The following is an 18,086-nucleotide window of genomic DNA, read 5'->3' on the forward strand; positions in this document are numbered from 1 at the left end:
AGTGCATACAAGTTTTTAAATAACCAAACAATATTATATAGTTCAAGGAGTTATTATGCATCATCATGAAAGCGCAATCAAAAGGTAAGATGTTTTTGGTTGTTCATGAAAACGCTTCCTTTTTAAACACCATAAGAAGGAACGAACAAAAATCGGTACAACTGTGCACAAGAAAGCCTCGCATATGAAACAAAAGGTGTAGAAATTACTGAAACTATCCTTTACAAAAGGATCAATTGGTAGTTAAAGGCCAGACAATCATGACTCAGGAAGACAATTCCCTGAATAACAAGAAAAGAGGAATATAGCTATGTCTACAATTAATGAAGATGTGAGCATGAAGAAAACTCAGAAATATAGTGCTAAGAAAGCAGTACCTGTTACCTTACTGTTATTTCTATTATGTTTAGTAATTGACAATTCGTTTAAGATTATTTCTGTTGATATGGCAAAAGATTTTCACATTTCAGCGACAACAGTTAGCTGGCAAGCAACATTAGCTGGTCTTGTGATTGGAATTGGAGCAGTCGTTTACGCAGCTTTAGCGGATTCTATTAGTTTTAGAAAACTTTTTAGCGCTGGGATTATTTTAATCTGTGTCGGTTCAGTCATGGGATATATTTTTCAACATTCGTTTTTACTAGTTGTTATTTCACGTATTATCCAAACTGCTGGTTTAGCATCAGCTGAAACGTTATATGTAATATTTGTCACAAAGCATTTACCTGCAGATGAACAAAAGAAATTTTTAGGATTAAGTACAAGTAGTTTTGCTCTTTCACAGCTTATCGGTGCATTAACTGGAGGTTATGTTTCAACATATTTCCATTGGACAACTCTATTTTTAATTTCTTTAGTAACACTTTTCACTCTTCCTTTTATTTTAAAATACATTCCTAAGGAAGAAGCGAAAAACAGTCATGTAGATGTATTAGGATTATTCCTAGTCGGAGCCATTTCAGCGTCTCTACTACTATATATTACAGATTTCAATTGGCTTTACCTAGTCTTGTTTATTGTTGCAATTGCCTTGTTCCTTACTTATATTAGTAAGAATTCAAAAGCGTTTATCGGAATCTCATTCTTCCAAAATAAGCAGTTTATCTCATTGCTTGGCGTTGCATTTATCATTTACTCTGTACAGCTAGCATATATTTTCCTATTCCCATTCTTGCTTGAAAAGATTTACGGTTTGCAGCTAGATACAATTTCACTATTATTAATTCCAGGATATATCGCAGCGACTATCGTTGGGGCTCTTTCAGGAAAAGTTGCAAAGGTTATGGGAAGCAAGCAATGTATTACGCTCGCTATGTGCAGCATTATAATCAGCTTACTATTAGGCGGATTCTTTATCAAAACTTCTGTTGTTGTATTCGTAATCTCTATGGTTCTATTCTCTAGTTCATTTGCATTCATGTATGCACCATTACTTGACTCTTGCATTTGTACAATTGATAAAGAAAAAACAGGAACAGCAATCGGATTTTATAACTTAACACTAAATGTCGCAATGTCAATCGGAATTGCCTATACAGCAGCGATGATGGACCATTCCGCAATGAAAAAAAGTTTCTTCGGAATGACAAACAATGTGGATGCTTCCATGTTTAGTAACATCCTATTCATTCTCGTACTCGTTACCCTTTTCAGTTTATCTCTGTACTGGGTATTAGTAGGACGAAAAGCGACAAAATAGGTTTATAAAAACCTTAAAATGATTATTTCATGTTAGAACCCCATGCCCATCAACTTAAGACATTTTAATACCCCAAACGTTATTCTTTCTAAACAAGCTAGATTAGAAAGGATGACGTTTTCTTATGAATCTCTCAATTCAAGATGAACTACAACCATTTGCGGAAGAATTACTATGATATGTTACACCTGTCTTTTTAGAAGAACTTGCAAGAGAACTCGAATTTGTAAAGCGAAAACGAAAGTTCATTTTGTCTCCGTTCTTAAGTTGATGGGCGTACGGTTGGTCCCCTTTATAAACTCAATATTTACCAGACTGGTCTTAACCTCGATGATAATTTACCTTCATTTGCTTCATAAACCAATTTTGTTAAATCGTCTTTGAGCATTTGCATTCGTTCAGCACCTATGTTTTCAATCCAGCGCTGTTCTATCTCAGCTATTATCTCCTCTTTTGCTTTCACTACTAGCCAGCCACGTTCGGTCAAAACAATAATTTTTCCTCTCTTATCAGTGGGATGAGTTTGGCGTATTACATAACCACTTTTCTCAAGATAATCCACCATTTTACTCACAGCTTGCTTTGTAATCCCTAAGTATTCAGCTAGTTCTATACCTGTTGCTCCATCAGGGGTGATACATTTAAACATAAAACCATGTGCAGGTCTAATATCTCCAAAACCTAATTCACTCAATCTGTCATGTAGTTCATTAATCAATGCACTAAAGGATAATGACAAAAGTGATGAAAGATCCAATTCACTAAATACTTGATGATTCATACTTAAAACCTCCTTGAATAAAGTCAATTAAGTTGACTTCATTCGAATTCCATTGTACTATACATAATATAGTCAATCAAATTGACTATATTATGTATAGTATGAAAGAAATGGATTCGCTAAAAAAATCAATACACTATGGAGGTTCTATATGATTCCTATTGTTAAAATTAGAACAAGTGCTAGCAATCCATTAAATGTATATGCACCTCCCGTTGACTACCTATTAATAGTACATGTCAAAAAAGATGGTATTGTCGAGATTCATGGTGGACATGATGGATTCCCTTGTTTTGAATTTTATAAGCAAGTAAATTTTGGTCCGTTTGAACAAATTTATACACATGATTTCAGAGAAACTGGTAATACGCCTGAATCTATAGCTGGAAAAATGGAGTATAGTTTTAAAAAGATATTGTAAAGTCCATGTGTTCATTGTCATCAAACCAAGATAAATTTGTATTCATAATAATAACAATTACCATGGGATACCCTTTTTAGTGATTAAATATAGAACAACGTAAGAGTGAGTAACAGGAGGAAAAGAGAATGACAACAGTTTTATTTGTAAAAGCAAACAATCGTCCAGCAGATCAAGCGGTTAGTGTAAAATTATATGAAGCTTTTTTAGCGAGCTATAAAGAATCACATCTAAATGATACAGTGGTAGAGCTTGAGTTATACAATGAAGAATTGCCATATGTAGGAGTAGATATGATTAACGGTACATTTAAGGCTAGTAGAGGATTTGATTTAACAACAGAAGAAGCAAAGGCTGTAGCTGTTGCTGATAAATATTTAGATCAATTCCTTGCAGCTGATAAAGTTGTGTTTGGTTTCCCATTATGGAATTTAACAATCCCAGCTGTACTACACACATATATTGATTACTTAAACCGCGCGGGCAAAACATTTAAATATACGCCAGAAGGTCCAGTAGGTCTTATTGGAAATAAGAAAATTGCATTATTAAACGCAAGTGGCGGTGTATATTCTGAAGGACCAAAAGCCCCAATGGAAATGGCTGTTAAATATGTAGCAAGTATGATGGGCTTCTTCGGTGTAAAAGATATAGAGAAAGTAGTAATTGAAGGTCACAACCAATTCCCTGATAAGGCAGAAGAAATTATTGCCGCAGGGCTTGAAAAGGCTGTTAAAGTAGCTAGTACATTCTAATTAACAAAATACTTGTCACTCAATATGGCAGTACCAACACTTTTATAACGGTGGTACTGCTTTTTTATTTGCTTATCTCGCTACTTTGGGACAGTAAGAAGCCAATTGATGCGAGCTTTCCATTCTCAACTTATTAAATCGATAGAAAGAAGGATTACATTACAATGGAACGTTTATGGACAAAAAACTATATAATGCTGACAATTACAGCGTTATTACTATTTAGTGGTTTTTATTTACTAATGCCAACACTACCTATGTTTATTAAACAATTAGGTGGAAGTGAATCTCAAGTTGGATTTATTATTGGAGTGTTTACAATTTCGGCAGTAATTTTTCGTCCTATTATTGGAGGATTAATGGATCGGTATGGTCGACGGGTATTTATAATAAGCGGACTACTATTTTTTGCAATTACAATGTATTTTTATGATTTGGTAACAGGAGTTATATTTTTAGTGATATTACGTATCCTTCATGGAATCAGCTGGGCAGTTGCTACAACTTCGACAGGAACAGCTGTGACTGATATTATTCCACAATCTCGTCGTGGAGAAGGAATGGGATGGTATGGACTTGCAATGACTTTAGGTATGGCTTTAGGACCAATATTAGGTCTTTGGGTAGCAAAATCATTTTCATTTCATTATCTATTTCTTCTATGCACAGCATTAGCAATTATCGCATTAATATTTGCACTTGGGACAAAAATACCAGCGGTTCAAAATACATCAAAAAAACCAATATCATTTTTTGAAAAAACAGTCTTACCAATAGCTATTGTTACATTTTTCCTATCCATTACTTTTGGTGGCATTACAACATTTTTACCACTGTTTGCAGCAAAAATCCAAGTTAATGTTGGTACTTTTTTCTTAGTTTATGCTATCACACTTACAGTAATTAGACCGCTTGCAGGGAAGATATCTGATAAACATGGGGAAGGATTCATTATTGTCCCTGCACTTTTTACACTGATAGTCGCACTATTAGTCCTAACAATGACAAAAGGGCTTGTTGGACTAGTTATTACAGCCATCTTGTACGGAATTGGATTCGGGTCAGCACAACCCGCTCTTCAAGTAGCAACTATACGATTAACTCCACCAGAGAAAAGAGGTGTAGCGAACGCTACATTCTTTACTGCTTTTGATTTAGGGATTGGTTTAGGAGCTATCCTTCTAGGATTTGTTTCACAGCTCATGGGATATCACATGCTATTTATTCTTTGTGCTGTATCTGGGTTTATTAGTCTGTTAATTTTTATTTTGTTTGTAAAAAAGACATTAAAATAACTTTTTAGTTTACGAAAAAAGCGCTATTCTTTTTGTAGTGAACCGAACCCCGAATAGTGGACACTTTAAAAAAAGTGGACCTATTCGGGGTTCAGTTCCCCCTTAATAATCCGATTTTTTTATTTCCGCCAAAAAGTTGAACAGTCTATCCTATCCAAAATATGGTTCTGTTGCAAAGTTATCCAAAACATAGAGAATCTAGGGTTGCATCGTTAAATGGTTATGCAACCATTAATAATTCCTGTAATTCGTTATACACCGAAAAGGCGGAGCCTATTTGAAGACTTCGCCTTTGTTTGTATAGGACATGAATGGTTTCAATGCCTTTTATTGTACGAGAAGCATGCCGGAGAGTTTGAAATCCCGATGACCTAGCAAAACGACAATAGTAGCTTGTTTGAATTGTTTTCCTTTAAAATATCCCATTTGTTACGCTCCCGTTCATCTTTTTCCAAAGTGTACTTGAGTTTCGAAAACTTTGCAACAGAACCCTAATACATCTCCACATAAACTCCAGATAGCAAGGTTATAATGGCTACAAGAGGTGATATAAGGATGAACTATCATATTCTTGTGGTAGAGGATGATCAAGAAATTCAGGAATTAATTAAACAATTTTTAATGACTCAGCAGTATGCTGTTACAGTTGCATCAGATGGATTAGAGGGTATGAAACAATTTAATAAGCAATCCTTTGATTTAATTCTGCTAGATGTGATGATGCCAAACCTTAATGGATTTGAAGTTGCCAAAATAATTCGAAGCCAGTCAAATATACCCATTATTATGTTAACCGCGTTAGAAGAAGAGCAAGATCAAATGAAGGGATTTGATCTTGGCATCGATGATTATATTACGAAACCTTTTTCTTTTCATGTTTTGATTAGACGAGTCGAAGCAGTGCTGAGGAGAAGCTATGTTCAAAGTACGGAGAATCATTTATTTTTTAAAGAAATACATGTCGATTGCGATGCATATAAAGTATATGTAAATGAGGTGGAAATCCCCTTAACGGCAAAAGAATTCGAAATTCTGCAACTACTACTTCAAAATAAGAAAAAAGTAATCACAAGAGAAAGCATCGTAGAAAAGGTTTGGGGATACGAGTATCACGGAGAAACTCGAATGATCGATACACACATTAAAAACATACGGAAAAAATTAGATATGTCCTACATTAAAACAGTAAAGGGCATTGGTTATAAAATCGATGAATAGGATCGTAAAAATCATGAAGATGAAGAAAATTACCTATAAACTCTTTATGACTACATCCCTCATTCTGTTGACCTTTGCAGCCCTGATTTATTTAACTTTATACTTCTTTCTCCCTACCTTTTATGAACAATACAAAACAGATCAGCTTCAAACAGGAATAGAAGAAATCATTGATAAATCTAAAGATCTTACGTTTCAAAATGCTATACCACTTTTTGATGAATACGCACAAAAAAATAACGCAATGATTTCCCTTCAAAATAAGGAAGGCGTAGTTATGTATTCTCCTTCTTTTAGTTTTATTCAAAGAGGTACCCAAGCACATGTGATTGCCAAAGCAACACCATTAGGGAGTTCAGATACCCTTCGTAATTCATATGATGTTACTGTGCCGATTCAATTCCAAGATGTTACCTTAACACTTGTGGTGTTCGCAACATTTCAACCTATTGATGAAGCTACGCAAGTCTTAGTACGTTTTCTTCCCTATATCAGTATCATTGTACTTGTGATTGGTATAGGAAGTGCTTATTTCTATTCAAGGTTTATTACAAAACCACTCATTTATATTAATGAGGGTGCACAAAAGATGGCAAACTTAGATTTCTCCGAAAAAATTGAGGTTCGTTCCACGGATGAATTAGGAGAATTATCCAATAGCTTGAACGATATGTCTATTAATTTACAACAAGCTATGTTCAATTTACAAAAAGCGAATCAGCAATTAAAGAGCGATATTGAAAAAGAAAGAGAAATAGAAGCAAAACGCAGAGAATTTTTTGCAATTGTATCACATGAATTAAAAACTCCTCTCACTGTTATGAAAGGATACCTAGAAGGGATGATCTATAATATTGGTCCCTATCAAGATCGTGACCAATACTTAAAGAAAAATCACCAAATTATTGAAAGTATGGAACAACTGGTTCGCGAAATTTTAAGCATGTCAAAACTAGAACAACATACCTTTAAACTACAATTAGAAGAAGTAAATCTCTCAGAATTAATGGATACAATCACAAAAGATATCGGATTTTTTGCTTCTCAAAAAGACATTCAAATCATAAAACAAATTGATTCTGACCTTTTTGTTTATACAGATTGTGTTCTGTTAGAAAAAGCCTGTAAAAACATTATTCATAATGCAGTTATGTATTCACCGCATAACGAAAAAGTCTATATACAGTTAACCCAAGATTCTAAACAAAACCACATCCAAATGCAAGTCATCAATACAGGTGTCAAAATTAATGAAGAGAATATACAACATATCTTCAAACCATTTTATCGAATCGAAAAGTCAAGAAATCGAAATACTGGAGGGAGTGGCTTAGGGTTATATATCGTCAAACAAATTTTTGAAGCACTGGGTATAAGGTATTCTATAAATAATGTAGAAGAGGGTGTACAATTTTTTGTTAGTATTCCAATATCTAAATAACAAACTCCCCTATTAATAGGGGAGTTTGTTATTTAAGGATTATTAATATCTTTTACTACTAATTGCTTCTTGCTCAAATAAATTGCTCGATCCGATTGTTTTGCAACTTCTTGTGAATGTGTAACAACAATTACACATTTATTCTCTTGATGGGCAAGCTTCTGAAACAAATCAATAATCTCTTTTGCGGTTTCTTCATCAAGGTTTCCTGTTGGCTCATCAGCGATAAGTATATCAACATTGCAAGATAGCGCTCGAGCAATTGCTACACGTTGCTGTTGTCCACCACTTAGTTGCAGGACATTTCGCTTCGCCTCTACTTCTGTAAGTCCTACCTTCTCTAATAATTCTAATGCCCTTTCCTTTTTATTTTTCACCTGAACACCTGTAATTTCCATTGCCGTTAGTACATTTTGAAGAGCGGTCATATAGGTAATTAAATTATAGGATTGGAAAATCACGGATACATATTGATTCCGGTATCGATCTAAACCAATCTTTCGAATATCCTTACCCTTATACAGTACATAACCATTTTTAGGTATATCCAAACCACAACCTAGGCTAAGAGCTGTGGTTTTGCCAGATCCAGACGGCCCTAAAATCGTGTAAAAATGCCCTGTTTGAAAAGAAAAATTCACATTATCTAGTATCGTTACTCTTTTTCGGTTACTTTCATAATAATAATTTAAGTTTTTAAATTGTAAAATTGTCTCCATGCCGAGCCTCCTTATTCATCTTTTAAAAGGATTTGTTTTGGATTTAAGCGTAGAATAGATAATGCCGGAAGAATGGTTGCTAATATAGCAATAGTCAGTCCAATTCCCCCCATTTTTCCTAAATCCTCTCCTGTTACACTTACATCAATTTTATCAATTGGATCTTCGCTTTGGTTTTGTAGATTACCACCAGCTCCAACCATCATTACACTACCATTTTGTGAATTGTCTTTTTCTTCGCTTGCTGTAGCAATTTCATTAGAAAGTAAATTATCCCCTATTAATTGAGAAACTTTAGATCCTGTTGTTATGGATAATCCAAATGCTAAAATAGCAATACATACTACTTCTACTACGAACTGCGCCATCATTTTCCATTTTTTCTCTCCAATAGACAATAGAATCCCCATTTCCTTACGACGTGCTTTAATCGATAACATGATGATTAATCCTAAGATAATAGCACCTGCAATAGATACAATATATATAATCATTTGAGAAGTAGAAGAGATATTTTCGATAGGACCAATCATTTGTTTGTACAATGAATCATGTGCATCTAACTTAAAATAATTAAAATCAATATCAGATTTTTTTGCTTCTTTTTTAAATGCATCAATGTATTGTGGATCGTTCAAGTAGTACACGACTTGAATGCTACTACTAGCACCTTCATCTGCCTCTAATTTTTTGACAGTAGAGTGAGGCATATATAGCTTATTAGCTGGATCCATCATAGGAGGGGCATTTCCACCCATCGATGGTGCTTGTTCATCCGTTTCGTAAATACCAATAATTTCAAATTCAAGAGTTTTCTTCTTATCGCCTGATTGAATTTTAACCTTATCTCCTACTTTCAAGTTGTTTTGTTCCGCTAATCGTTTTTCCATTAAAATTACATTCTGATCTTTCATCTTTTCTGTAATTGGTTTCCCATCAATGATTTTACTTTTTCCATTTTTAAAACTTTCTTGTAATAAAGTCTTGCGCACTCCTTCTATTATAAGAGAAGAATTCATATCTATTTCTGAACCTGAACCTGATCCTCCTCGTACAGTCGCCACTCCCGCTCTACCTTTTCCTTCTTCTTCTCCTTCTCCTTCTGAAGCTCCTACTAATTTAAACCCATCCGAAATTCCGAAAGTATTGGTTATATAATTATAGTCTTTTACATACTTAGACTTCGCTAATTGATCTGCTTCTTTTGTGTTGAGATGCGGCGGATTAGGCATTTTTCCAGTTTCCCTTGCTTGTTTTCCTAATTTATCAAAATCAAGACCCAAAGTAACATCTGCACCCAGTTTTTTTCTTGCAGCATCAGCAGCTTTTTTTGATGCATTTTGGATTGTGAATCCTGCCAACACTAAATTTGTAACAATCAGAAAGACAGCCATCAAAATTAATGATGTTCCTTTTCGTTTTTTCATACTGAGAATTGCGCGTTTTATAAAATTCATTTTTTCTAACCTCCTTGATAGTTTTTATTCTATATACGCTATCTGGAGTTTGTATGGAGATATTCAGTAGTTTATCTAGAGGGACAAGGAGTTTATATGTAGTTATTCATGTACATATTTCTAACGGGTTCTGTTGCATAGGTTTGTAACATCAAAATAGTTGAAAAAATAGCTGATCAAGGTGTTACTGTGCATTTTAAAGAATTATTTGTTGCAGATTCACGTATATCAGTTCATTATAGAATTGAAAAAGCTGATGGAAGTCTAGTACCGTTTGAATTTGATACAACTGGATTAGACCTTAAAAGTGATGGTAAGGCAAATGGACAACAAGAAGAAAATCCTGAATATAATACTAAGGATGGTATGTTATCACAGTTAGGATTTGTTCAAGGTACAGATGATTTACCATTCAAATTAATGGCAGATGGAAAAGAATTAAAACATGTAGGTATTCATGATAAAGATAAACCCGAAGGCGTTGTTACATTTGTTGAAGGTCCTGAAGGGAAAGGATCCTTTAAACAACCACTTACGATAAATGTAAATATAAATAAAATCGGAAAAGTAACTGGATCTTGGAAAGGACAAATTCAAATTGATCCTGCAAAATTGAAAAAATAAAACAAATTAAAATGAAAAAAAGAATAGAACAATGTGTATCCAATACGATGCTTATATGCTTCCTCGTTTTCATTACATTTATTTCGTACATTGTTTTCATCCTATCTTTTATTTATTAATTAAGTTCATAAAATCAATATGCGTAATGCTAATAAGAAAATAACGACTAAAAGGCGTACCCGTCTACATTTCAACGGAAATATAGGCTAAATAGCATAAATCTTTTATTCACAAAAACATCCCAATAGAGTAAACCCTATTGGGATGTTTTAATGAAATAGATTTAACGGTATTTCACAGTATGCCATATGACTTGTTTCAAAATAGGTATCTTTCTTGTTTTCTTTTGTAGGGTACAACAAAGAAAGAGTGGAAAAACATTAAAGCCATAATTACACATAAAGAAAAAGAATCCCTTATGATTTATGGGATTCTTTTTCTTGTTTAAAGTTTGCTCACACAAATGATCTGTACCTCAACTAATTATTAGTTGAGGTACAGATCATTTGTATGATAATTTTAAAAAATAAGTGCAGAGAATTATATTACATGAATGCTTTTATAAGTGTTGTTACTAATGGAAGTACTCCACCTAAGAATGTTAAAACTGCCATTGCGATTGCCATAATCATTTCCTCCTTTTTAATATTAAGATATTATGAATCTTTATACTCTTATTATAGTAAGCTCTTATTAATGTATCAATATATTTTAATATGCGATATTACATCTAAAAACCATGTTTTATACTGTTGGTGAATTCTACAGCATTTTCCGATGAACTAAACAGCTAATGAACATGAAATTTCGCGTAAATAAAAAAGGAAGAGAATTTTTATAATTCTCTTCCTTTTTTATGTTTTCATAAACATTAATTATCTATCTTAAGAAGGTACCTGCTGCTTCATAAGGTACCTTTTTATTTGGCGTTGCCTCTTTCTTATTTTCCTTCTATTCACCTACACAATTGAGACTTTCCAGTATCCCGAAATACCATTATCTTAAACTACGAGAAAGCTCCGTAAAAATAACCCCTAGCGCATAGGCACCAGCATCAGGATAACCTAAGCTTCTTTCACCAACCGTACCAGCTCGGCCCATTCGAGCGACAATTTCTTTTGTATATTCCGCTCCTTTAACGGCAGCCGCTGCTCCTTTTTCAAAAGCAGTCTTAAAGTTCATGCCAGCTGCAGCGCTTTCTGACCAAGCATTTGCACAAGGTACAAGCGCATCTACAAGCGTCTTATCGCCTACTTCTGCTCCTCTTCCGAAAGAGCGCTCACCGATAGACTGTATACCATGAAGTGCAGCTTGCAACATTTCAGCAAACTCTCCAACTGTCAATTCCATTTTCCCTTCCATAGCCTTACCTGCAGCTCGGAAAGCTCCGCCCCAAATTGGACCAGAAGCTCCACCGCAATGTTCCATAATCACCATAGAACACGCATCAAGGAAAGTTCCAATATTTAAATGCTCTTGATCTAAAATCGAGCTCCATTCACGCTTTAATTGTTTAAATCCTTTCGCGACACTCATTCCAAAATCACCATCACCTGCATGCGTATCCAGTTCGCAGAATGGTACTTCGTTCTTAATAATAACTTCGCTCATTTTATCTATAAGATAAATCATATTATTTAATGTGATTACCTCATTCTTAATGATTGCATGTTCTTCAGCTGTTTCCGTCTCAAAGAAAACTGGCTTCTCTTCTTCGTGCTCCGCAATATCAACGTATTCTACACTCTCAATTGGTCCATCTACTTTAAACGCAGGTGTATTACATTCTTTCGATAGCAATGTCTTCAGCTCATCGTCTAGTTTCATCACTGTTAGAGAAATTCCAGCCATATCAATACTCGTCATGTAATTACCGACAAACGTTCTATTGATTCGTATAATTCTTTTACTTAACTCTCTCGTAACTGCATTGTTAAACAGATACAGTTCTTGAAGCGGTGTGCCGCCAAATCCGTTTACTAGAAGTGCAATTTCAGCATCTTCATCTAGTCCTAAATCTTTCACAAGGTCATTTGTCATGCGTAAGGCCAATTCATCTGCAGTCGCAATTTTTTCCCGTTTTCTGCCTGGCTCTCCATGAATGCCAACGCCATATTCCATTTCATCTTCACCTAATTTGAAAGTAGGTGATCCACTCGCCGGAACCGTGCAGGAAGTTAATGCAAGACCAATTGTTCGAACATTTGCCGCTGCTTTTTCCGCTACAGCTTTCACCTGCATTAAATCCATACCTTCTTCCGCTGCCGCACCAGCTATTTTATGTACTAGCACAACTCCCGCAACACCGCGGCGTCCCACTGTATAAAGACTATCTTCTACTGCAATATCATCATCTACGCGGACATATTCTACTTCAATGCCATCCTCAGTAGCTAAGTGAGCACCATTTTTAAAGTTCATGATATCGCCACTGTAATTTTTAATAATGAGCAGCGTACCTTTTTTACTAGCTGTTGCTTTAATCGCTTGATACACCTGTATTTGCGATGGAGAAGCAAACACATCTCCGCATACTGCCGCATCCAGCATCCCTTTTCCAACTAACCCTGCATGTGCCGGTTCATGTCCACTTCCACCACCGCTAATTAAAGTAACCTTATTGTCGTTCATTTCTTTTTTCTTGATTACTTTATACTTTTTTAACAACTCCAGTTCCGGATGAGCCATCACCATCCCATTGCACATCTCCATAACGAGCGTTTCAGGTTGATTTATAATTTTTTTCATTTCTTATTCCTCCTCTGTAAGTTTTGTTACACTCTTCGCAAACCTATTCGTTTCCACACTTCCATAGAGCTGCCATAATACATACCCTTCTGAATTATGATATATTTGAAAGCGCATTCTTATTAACTATAATAAAATGAAAGCGTTTTATGGTAAACGGACAAAATGAACGATTTGTCTAAAGACACCCACTTCATTTATAGGTAGGATGTTAATTATTAAAAACGAATAAAGCTGTAGGGATGATTATAATGACCTCTTCTATCATTTCAAAAAAAATCATGGCCAACTCATTAAAAAAATTAATGGAAACTGAACCTTTTCATAAAATATCCGTGAGTGACATTATGTTAAATTGTCAGATGCGCAGGCAAACTTTTTATTATCACTTTAAAGATAAATTTGAATTGTTAAGTTGGATTTATAAAGAAGAAACAAAAGAGAATATTATAGACTTTCTTGATTATGAAAAATGGGGAAATATTTTCGACCTATTATTTGATTACTTTTACCAAAACCAATGCTTCTACCGAAATGCATTTAAAGTAATCGAGCAAAATTCATTTAATTATTATCTCTTTGAACATACGAAAAACTTATATCTCAAAATCATCGATGAACTATTAATTGGCTGTAAATTAGCAATTTCTGAGGTAAAAAAAGATACACTGGCCTCTTTTTATAGTCACGGATTTGTTGGGACAATAAAAGATTGGATTGAGAATCATTGCGCTATTGATCCGTCTATCATGTCTTCGATGATGAAAAATATGATAAACAATCAATTAGTCCTTTTACTAAAGCAATCAGCAAACAAATCATAAGGTGGAAAAACAATGAAAAAAATTATGAATGATGCTCAAAATATTGTTCAAGATATGTTGCATGGTTTTTATTTTGAACATAACGATAGAATATCTTATAACCGAGAACACAACATCATTTATCAGAAAGACCTTGCCGAAATTAGGCAAGATGTTGTCATCATAAGTGGCGGCGGTAGCGGGCATGAACCAGCTGATGTTGGTTATGTAGGAAAAGGTATGCTTTCAGCGGCAGTCAATGGAGAAATTTTCACCCCTCCTACACCAGAACAAATAGTAGCGGCAGTTCGCTCTGTGCCCAAAGACAAGGGCGTCCTATTCATCATTAAAAACTTTCAAGCTGACGTAGAAAACTTTTTAACTGCTGAATCTTTAGTAAAAGAGGAAGGAAGACTTGTTGATCATGTCATTGTGAATGACGATGTTTCTATTGAAGATGATGCTTCCTTTAATAAAAGAAGACGAGGAGTAGCTGGTACGGTTTTCGTTCATAAAATACTTGGAGCAGCAGCTCTTGAAGGCTATTCATTACAACAATTAACAGACATCAGCCATTCTGTTATTCAGAATCTGCATACATTAGGAGTTGCGCTCTCTCCAGCAACCGACCCTATCCAAGGAAAGGCTTCTTTTACCTTACAAGACAATGAAGTCTTTTACGGAGTCGGCATCCATGGAGAGAAAGGATACCGAAAAGAAGTATTATCTTCTTCTGAAAAATTGGCAATCGAGCTTATGAATAAGCTCAAAAGTATTTACCGCTGGAAAAAAGGTGATAAGTTTGCCATCTTGATTAATGGATTAGGTGCTACTCCATTAATGGAACAGTATATCTTCGCAAATGACATTCGCCGTTTGTGTGAGCTTGAAGGATTAGATATTCGATTTGTCAAAGTCGGAACCCATCTAACCTCCTTAGACATGCAAGGCACTTCATTAAGCTTACTTAAAATAGAAGATCCACTTTGGGAAAAATGGTTAAAAGCGGATGTTGAGGTGGCTAGCTGGTAGTTTCAATTAGCTTGAAAAGGTGTTTTCCATATGTGAAAACACCTTTATATTATTTAGAATCCTTTGTTCTTCTTTAAATTGTAGTGCCCATTCTAGTGTATGCTCCTCAATAACAACTTGCTTATCCATAGTTCTGTCTCCTTACTCGTTTTTTGCTTGAATATAACTCCAACTTAAGATACATAAAACTATTAGATACTGTATATACATGAAGTCTACATAGCATTTCATTATCAAAATTTAAAATTAACTTTCTGGTCTAAAACTTTATTTTAATAAAAATTCTTTTCCCTAAATAAACACTAATTTTGCCCATAGAAAAATCCCCTCCATAGTAAACAGATTAATGTGCTTTCTTTTTACTGTCTACAATAAGGGGGATCCTATCATCGTGCCACCTTCTTTTTTTATATCACTCTTTAATCCCGCTATTCGTGGGCAGTAAGTCCCCCACTGACGGACACTTTCTTTCGTTTAATAATATTTCAGTTCACTCTCCGGTGTTTGTACAATCACAGGACTTTTAGCAGGATTTAACCATCTTAAAACAGAAAGAACATTTTCCCGAGATGTTGCTGTGCAACCGTATGTATACATATCTGAAATATGGAAGAAAATCGCCGAGCCAGCTCCAGCTATTCGTTCTGTATTATAGTTAATCACAAACCCATAATCATATTGAGGAATATTCATATTTTCGGCACTGCTCCAACGGTCATTTGCTGGTTTTTGCTGCCACGTGTTATATAAAGGTGAATTAGAATCATCCACCCAAACATCATTTGATGTAATTTGCCGATATGGTAGTTTTGTTCCTGGATTACCGTAGCGACCAAAAGCTGTTCCAATTGTATATTTACCGCGCGGAGAACTTTTTCCTCCTTCTGCCATTGTATAAGCAAATCCATCACGTCCAATATATCCTTGCATAGCAGCATACACTGGATACCATTTATTATTTCGCTTCTCGAATGTTTGAATTTCTGCCTTACTAGTTCCATAATCATTTGCCGTCACAAGAATAAGCTGTTGATTTTCTCCTATTGTATATAAATAGTCAGCATCATTGCTTGCAACCCATACACCGCTATTCTCAAAGTAATACCATGCCCCGCCTATTTTATTCCAACCAATCTCCATTCCACCATTGCTATTCATATAAAACCAATTCGTTCCATCAAAATACCAATCTGTTTTCATTACGCCATTACTCTCAAAGTAATACCACGTTCCTTGAATCTTTTTCCATCCTGTCTCCATTCCACCATTGCTATTCATATAAAACCAATTCGTTCCGTCAAAATACCAACCTGTTTTCATTACGCCGTTACTCTCAAAGTAATACCACGTTCCCTGAATCTTTTTCCATCCGCTTGCCGGCACATTATTCACATAGTAATACCAATTGTTTTGTTCAAACACCCAGCCATCTTTTACGACAATTTGCTGATTTCCACCTGTCTTTACTTCTGCAAAACTTTGTATAGGTGCTATTAATAAGCTTCCTGCTACACATATTGATGTAATCATTCGCTTCATTACATTTCTCCTCTTTTTCTTTACAGAATATACACTTACATGTTTAAAATATCTAACAGAAAATTTTTCTAGCATCCTATGAAAAATGCTAGAGAATCAAAACCACATTGCTAATTTTTACGAATTTCTTCCTTCTATAATAGAATGGAAAAGAAACAGCTAGCAAGAAGGATTTTAAAACTCCTTTGCATACTAATGATAATGGGGATTTTATTCCTTACGAAAAGAAATGTTTTTGATACTTTTGTAATAATCTTGTAACATATTTGCAATAAAAGTATTGAATTTGTTTTATTAGTTAGATATATTAGTAGTAGAGAAAGGCATTTTTCTAAAAAAGGAGCAGATTATCATGAAAAAACAAATCGTTAGTATGTTATTTGTTGCAGGTATATTGTTTAGCGGAATACAACCTCATGTTTATGCAGAAACAAATAAACAGTCTACTCCAATAACCGGCTGGGTACAAAAACAACACGCATGGTATTACTACATAAATGAAAAAATGGAAACAGGATGGGTAAACATAAATAACAATTGGTATTTCCTTGAAAAAAATGGTGTCATGAAAACTGGATGGTATCAAGAAGGACCACATTCGTATTTTTTAAATAAAGATGGCGCTATGCACACTGGATGGCTAAAACAAGATGAAAAGTGGTACTTCTTCAATAAAAACGGTGTTATGCAGTATGGGTGGGTTTCCGACAGTGGGAAATGGTACTTTCTTGGAAAAGATGGTGTCATGAAAACTGGATGGCATCAAAACTCACCATATGATTGGTACTACTTAAATAAAGATGGCGCTATGCACACTGGATGGGTTCTTGATCAAAACAGATGGTACTTTTTAAATGCAAAGGGTATTATGCAAACAGGTTGGGTACTTGACCAAAACAAATGGTACTTCCTTGATAAAAGCGGTGCAATGAAAACTGGATGGTTTGTCGACGATCAATTACAATGGTACTATCTCGATAAAGACGGTGCATGGAATCCTGATGCAAAACCAACTTCTATTCTATACAACGTTCAAGGAACATGGTCAGAACAAGAACTACCGACGAAACCACCGTATATCGGCCCAGCTTTCACAATGATGAAGATTAGTCCTATTTCTGAAAACGAAGCAGTTGTCGGTGTATCTTCTTATTCCGATAACGCTGAAGATATAGCATATATAGACGGTACTGTAACATTCAAAGATAATAAAGCAACTTTAATTTTTAATCAATTTGGTAAACAAGGTCAAATTGATATTGAAATCGTAGATGGCAAAGCATTGTTAAATATTAAACTTCTAAGAAGTTCGGATGAGTGGAACTTAATTCAAGGGAAACATACATTGCCTATATATAGAAGATAAGATTTCATAAAAACGAGGAGAACCAATATATGAACTGTACCCTATAAAATGGACAGTTTAATAAAAGGACCTTTAAAAATTAAGCACTTAAAAGATGGTTCCGGTATTGTACGAGGCCACTGAAAAACTTTCGTTTTTCATCTCATAAAACACGTGTAAAACAAAAAAGGCGACTTTTCGTTCAGTTT

The 18,086-nt window shown here is 34.8% G+C and carries 14 protein-coding genes and 3 pseudogenes; 10 read left to right on the forward strand and 7 right to left on the reverse strand.

Features of this window, described 5'->3' with window-relative positions:
• Positions 1-310 precede the first annotated feature (310 nt).
• The gene (locus JDS96_RS20345) at positions 311-1,699 is read left to right on the forward strand and encodes an MFS transporter (protein WP_018766949.1); all 1,389 of its coding nucleotides are present in this window, start codon (positions 311-313) and stop codon (positions 1,697-1,699) included.
• 307 nt (positions 1,700-2,006) lie between these two features.
• Here JDS96_RS20345 and JDS96_RS20350 read toward each other — a convergent pair whose 3' ends face one another.
• Positions 2,007-2,480, reverse strand: a complete 474-nt coding sequence (locus JDS96_RS20350) for a MarR family winged helix-turn-helix transcriptional regulator (RefSeq protein ID WP_097836624.1) — start codon at positions 2,478-2,480, stop codon at positions 2,007-2,009.
• Between the two features lie 166 nt (positions 2,481-2,646).
• Between JDS96_RS20350 and JDS96_RS20355 the strand changes: the two are divergent.
• The 3 genes and pseudogenes from JDS96_RS20355 to JDS96_RS20365 form a co-directional block, all read left to right on the forward strand.
• A pseudogene (locus JDS96_RS20355) lies at positions 2,647-2,901 on the forward strand (DUF3238 domain-containing protein); the annotation flags it as partial.
• A gap of 128 nt (positions 2,902-3,029) precedes the next feature.
• The gene (locus tag JDS96_RS20360) at positions 3,030-3,656 is read left to right on the forward strand and encodes an FMN-dependent NADH-azoreductase (RefSeq protein WP_199667845.1); all 627 of its coding nucleotides are present in this window, start codon (positions 3,030-3,032) and stop codon (positions 3,654-3,656) included.
• 164 nt (positions 3,657-3,820) lie between these two features.
• A complete protein-coding gene (locus tag JDS96_RS20365; protein ID WP_199667846.1) occupies positions 3,821-4,951 on the forward strand; it encodes an MFS transporter in 1,131 nt (376 codons plus the stop codon).
• Between the two features lie 220 nt (positions 4,952-5,171).
• Here JDS96_RS20365 and JDS96_RS32270 read toward each other — a convergent pair.
• Positions 5,172-5,333 (reverse strand): annotated as a pseudogene (locus tag JDS96_RS32270) (IS6 family transposase); the annotation flags it as partial.
• Positions 5,334-5,482: 149 nt separating this feature from the next.
• On the opposite strand from JDS96_RS32270, the gene JDS96_RS20370 reads away from it, so the two are divergent.
• Positions 5,483-6,169 (forward strand): response regulator transcription factor, encoded by a 687-nt coding sequence (locus JDS96_RS20370; RefSeq protein ID WP_199667847.1) that lies wholly within the window; start codon positions 5,483-5,485, stop codon positions 6,167-6,169.
• Positions 6,162-7,610: a sensor histidine kinase gene (locus JDS96_RS20375; protein WP_199667848.1), complete on the forward strand. Its 1,449-nt coding sequence runs from the start codon at positions 6,162-6,164 to the stop codon at positions 7,608-7,610. The genes JDS96_RS20370 and JDS96_RS20375 overlap by 8 nt, the downstream gene beginning before the upstream one ends.
• Before the next feature lie 32 nt (positions 7,611-7,642).
• Here the strand turns inward: JDS96_RS20375 and JDS96_RS20380 are convergent, their stop codons facing one another.
• Together JDS96_RS20380 and JDS96_RS20385 are read right to left on the reverse strand one after the other, a co-directional pair.
• Positions 7,643-8,329 carry an ABC transporter ATP-binding protein gene (locus JDS96_RS20380; protein WP_199667849.1) on the reverse strand — a complete coding sequence of 229 codons (687 nt, stop codon included), beginning with the start codon at positions 8,327-8,329 and terminating at the stop codon, positions 7,643-7,645.
• 11 nt (positions 8,330-8,340) lie between these two features.
• A complete protein-coding gene (locus tag JDS96_RS20385) occupies positions 8,341-9,786 on the reverse strand; it encodes an ABC transporter permease (protein ID WP_199667850.1) in 1,446 nt (481 codons plus the stop codon).
• A gap of 150 nt (positions 9,787-9,936) precedes the next feature.
• Here JDS96_RS20385 and JDS96_RS20390 point away from each other — a divergent pair.
• Positions 9,937-10,410: pseudogene (locus tag JDS96_RS20390) on the forward strand (DUF4179 domain-containing protein); the annotation flags it as partial.
• Positions 10,411-11,406: 996 nt separating this feature from the next.
• On the opposite strand, the gene dhaK reads toward JDS96_RS20390, so the two are convergent.
• Complete coding sequence (gene dhaK, locus JDS96_RS20395; RefSeq protein ID WP_199667852.1) at positions 11,407-13,158, reverse strand: dihydroxyacetone kinase subunit DhaK; 1,752 nt, start codon at positions 13,156-13,158, stop codon at positions 11,407-11,409.
• Positions 13,159-13,409: 251 nt separating this feature from the next.
• On the opposite strand from dhaK, the gene dhaS reads away from it, so the two are divergent.
• Both dhaS and dhaQ read left to right on the forward strand, forming a co-directional pair.
• Positions 13,410-13,982, forward strand: coding sequence for a dihydroxyacetone kinase transcriptional activator DhaS (gene dhaS / locus JDS96_RS20400; protein WP_199667853.1), 573 nt, complete (start codon positions 13,410-13,412; stop codon positions 13,980-13,982).
• 12 nt (positions 13,983-13,994) lie between these two features.
• On the forward strand, positions 13,995-14,993 hold the full coding sequence (gene dhaQ, locus JDS96_RS20405; protein WP_199667854.1) for a DhaKLM operon coactivator DhaQ: 999 nt from the start codon (positions 13,995-13,997) through the stop codon (positions 14,991-14,993).
• Positions 14,994-14,999: 6 nt separating this feature from the next.
• On the opposite strand, the gene JDS96_RS32845 is transcribed toward dhaQ, so the two are convergent.
• Both JDS96_RS32845 and JDS96_RS20410 read right to left on the reverse strand, forming a co-directional pair.
• Positions 15,000-15,122 (reverse strand): hypothetical protein, encoded by a 123-nt coding sequence (locus tag JDS96_RS32845; RefSeq protein ID WP_018766963.1) that lies wholly within the window; start codon positions 15,120-15,122, stop codon positions 15,000-15,002.
• A 345-nt stretch (positions 15,123-15,467) separates the two neighbouring features.
• Positions 15,468-16,532 (reverse strand): cell wall-binding protein, encoded by a 1,065-nt coding sequence (locus JDS96_RS20410; RefSeq protein WP_199667855.1) that lies wholly within the window; start codon positions 16,530-16,532, stop codon positions 15,468-15,470.
• A 352-nt stretch (positions 16,533-16,884) separates the two neighbouring features.
• On the opposite strand from JDS96_RS20410, the gene JDS96_RS20415 reads away from it, so the two are divergent.
• Positions 16,885-17,898 (forward strand): PspC-like choline-binding domain-containing protein, encoded by a 1,014-nt coding sequence (locus JDS96_RS20415; RefSeq protein WP_199667856.1) that lies wholly within the window; start codon positions 16,885-16,887, stop codon positions 17,896-17,898.
• The last annotated feature ends 188 nt before the right edge of the window (positions 17,899-18,086 follow it).

The sequence above is a fragment of the Bacillus cereus group sp. N21 genome (genome assembly GCF_016483395.1).
GTDB classification, from domain to species: domain Bacteria; phylum Bacillota; class Bacilli; order Bacillales; family Bacillaceae_G; genus Bacillus_A; species Bacillus_A pseudomycoides.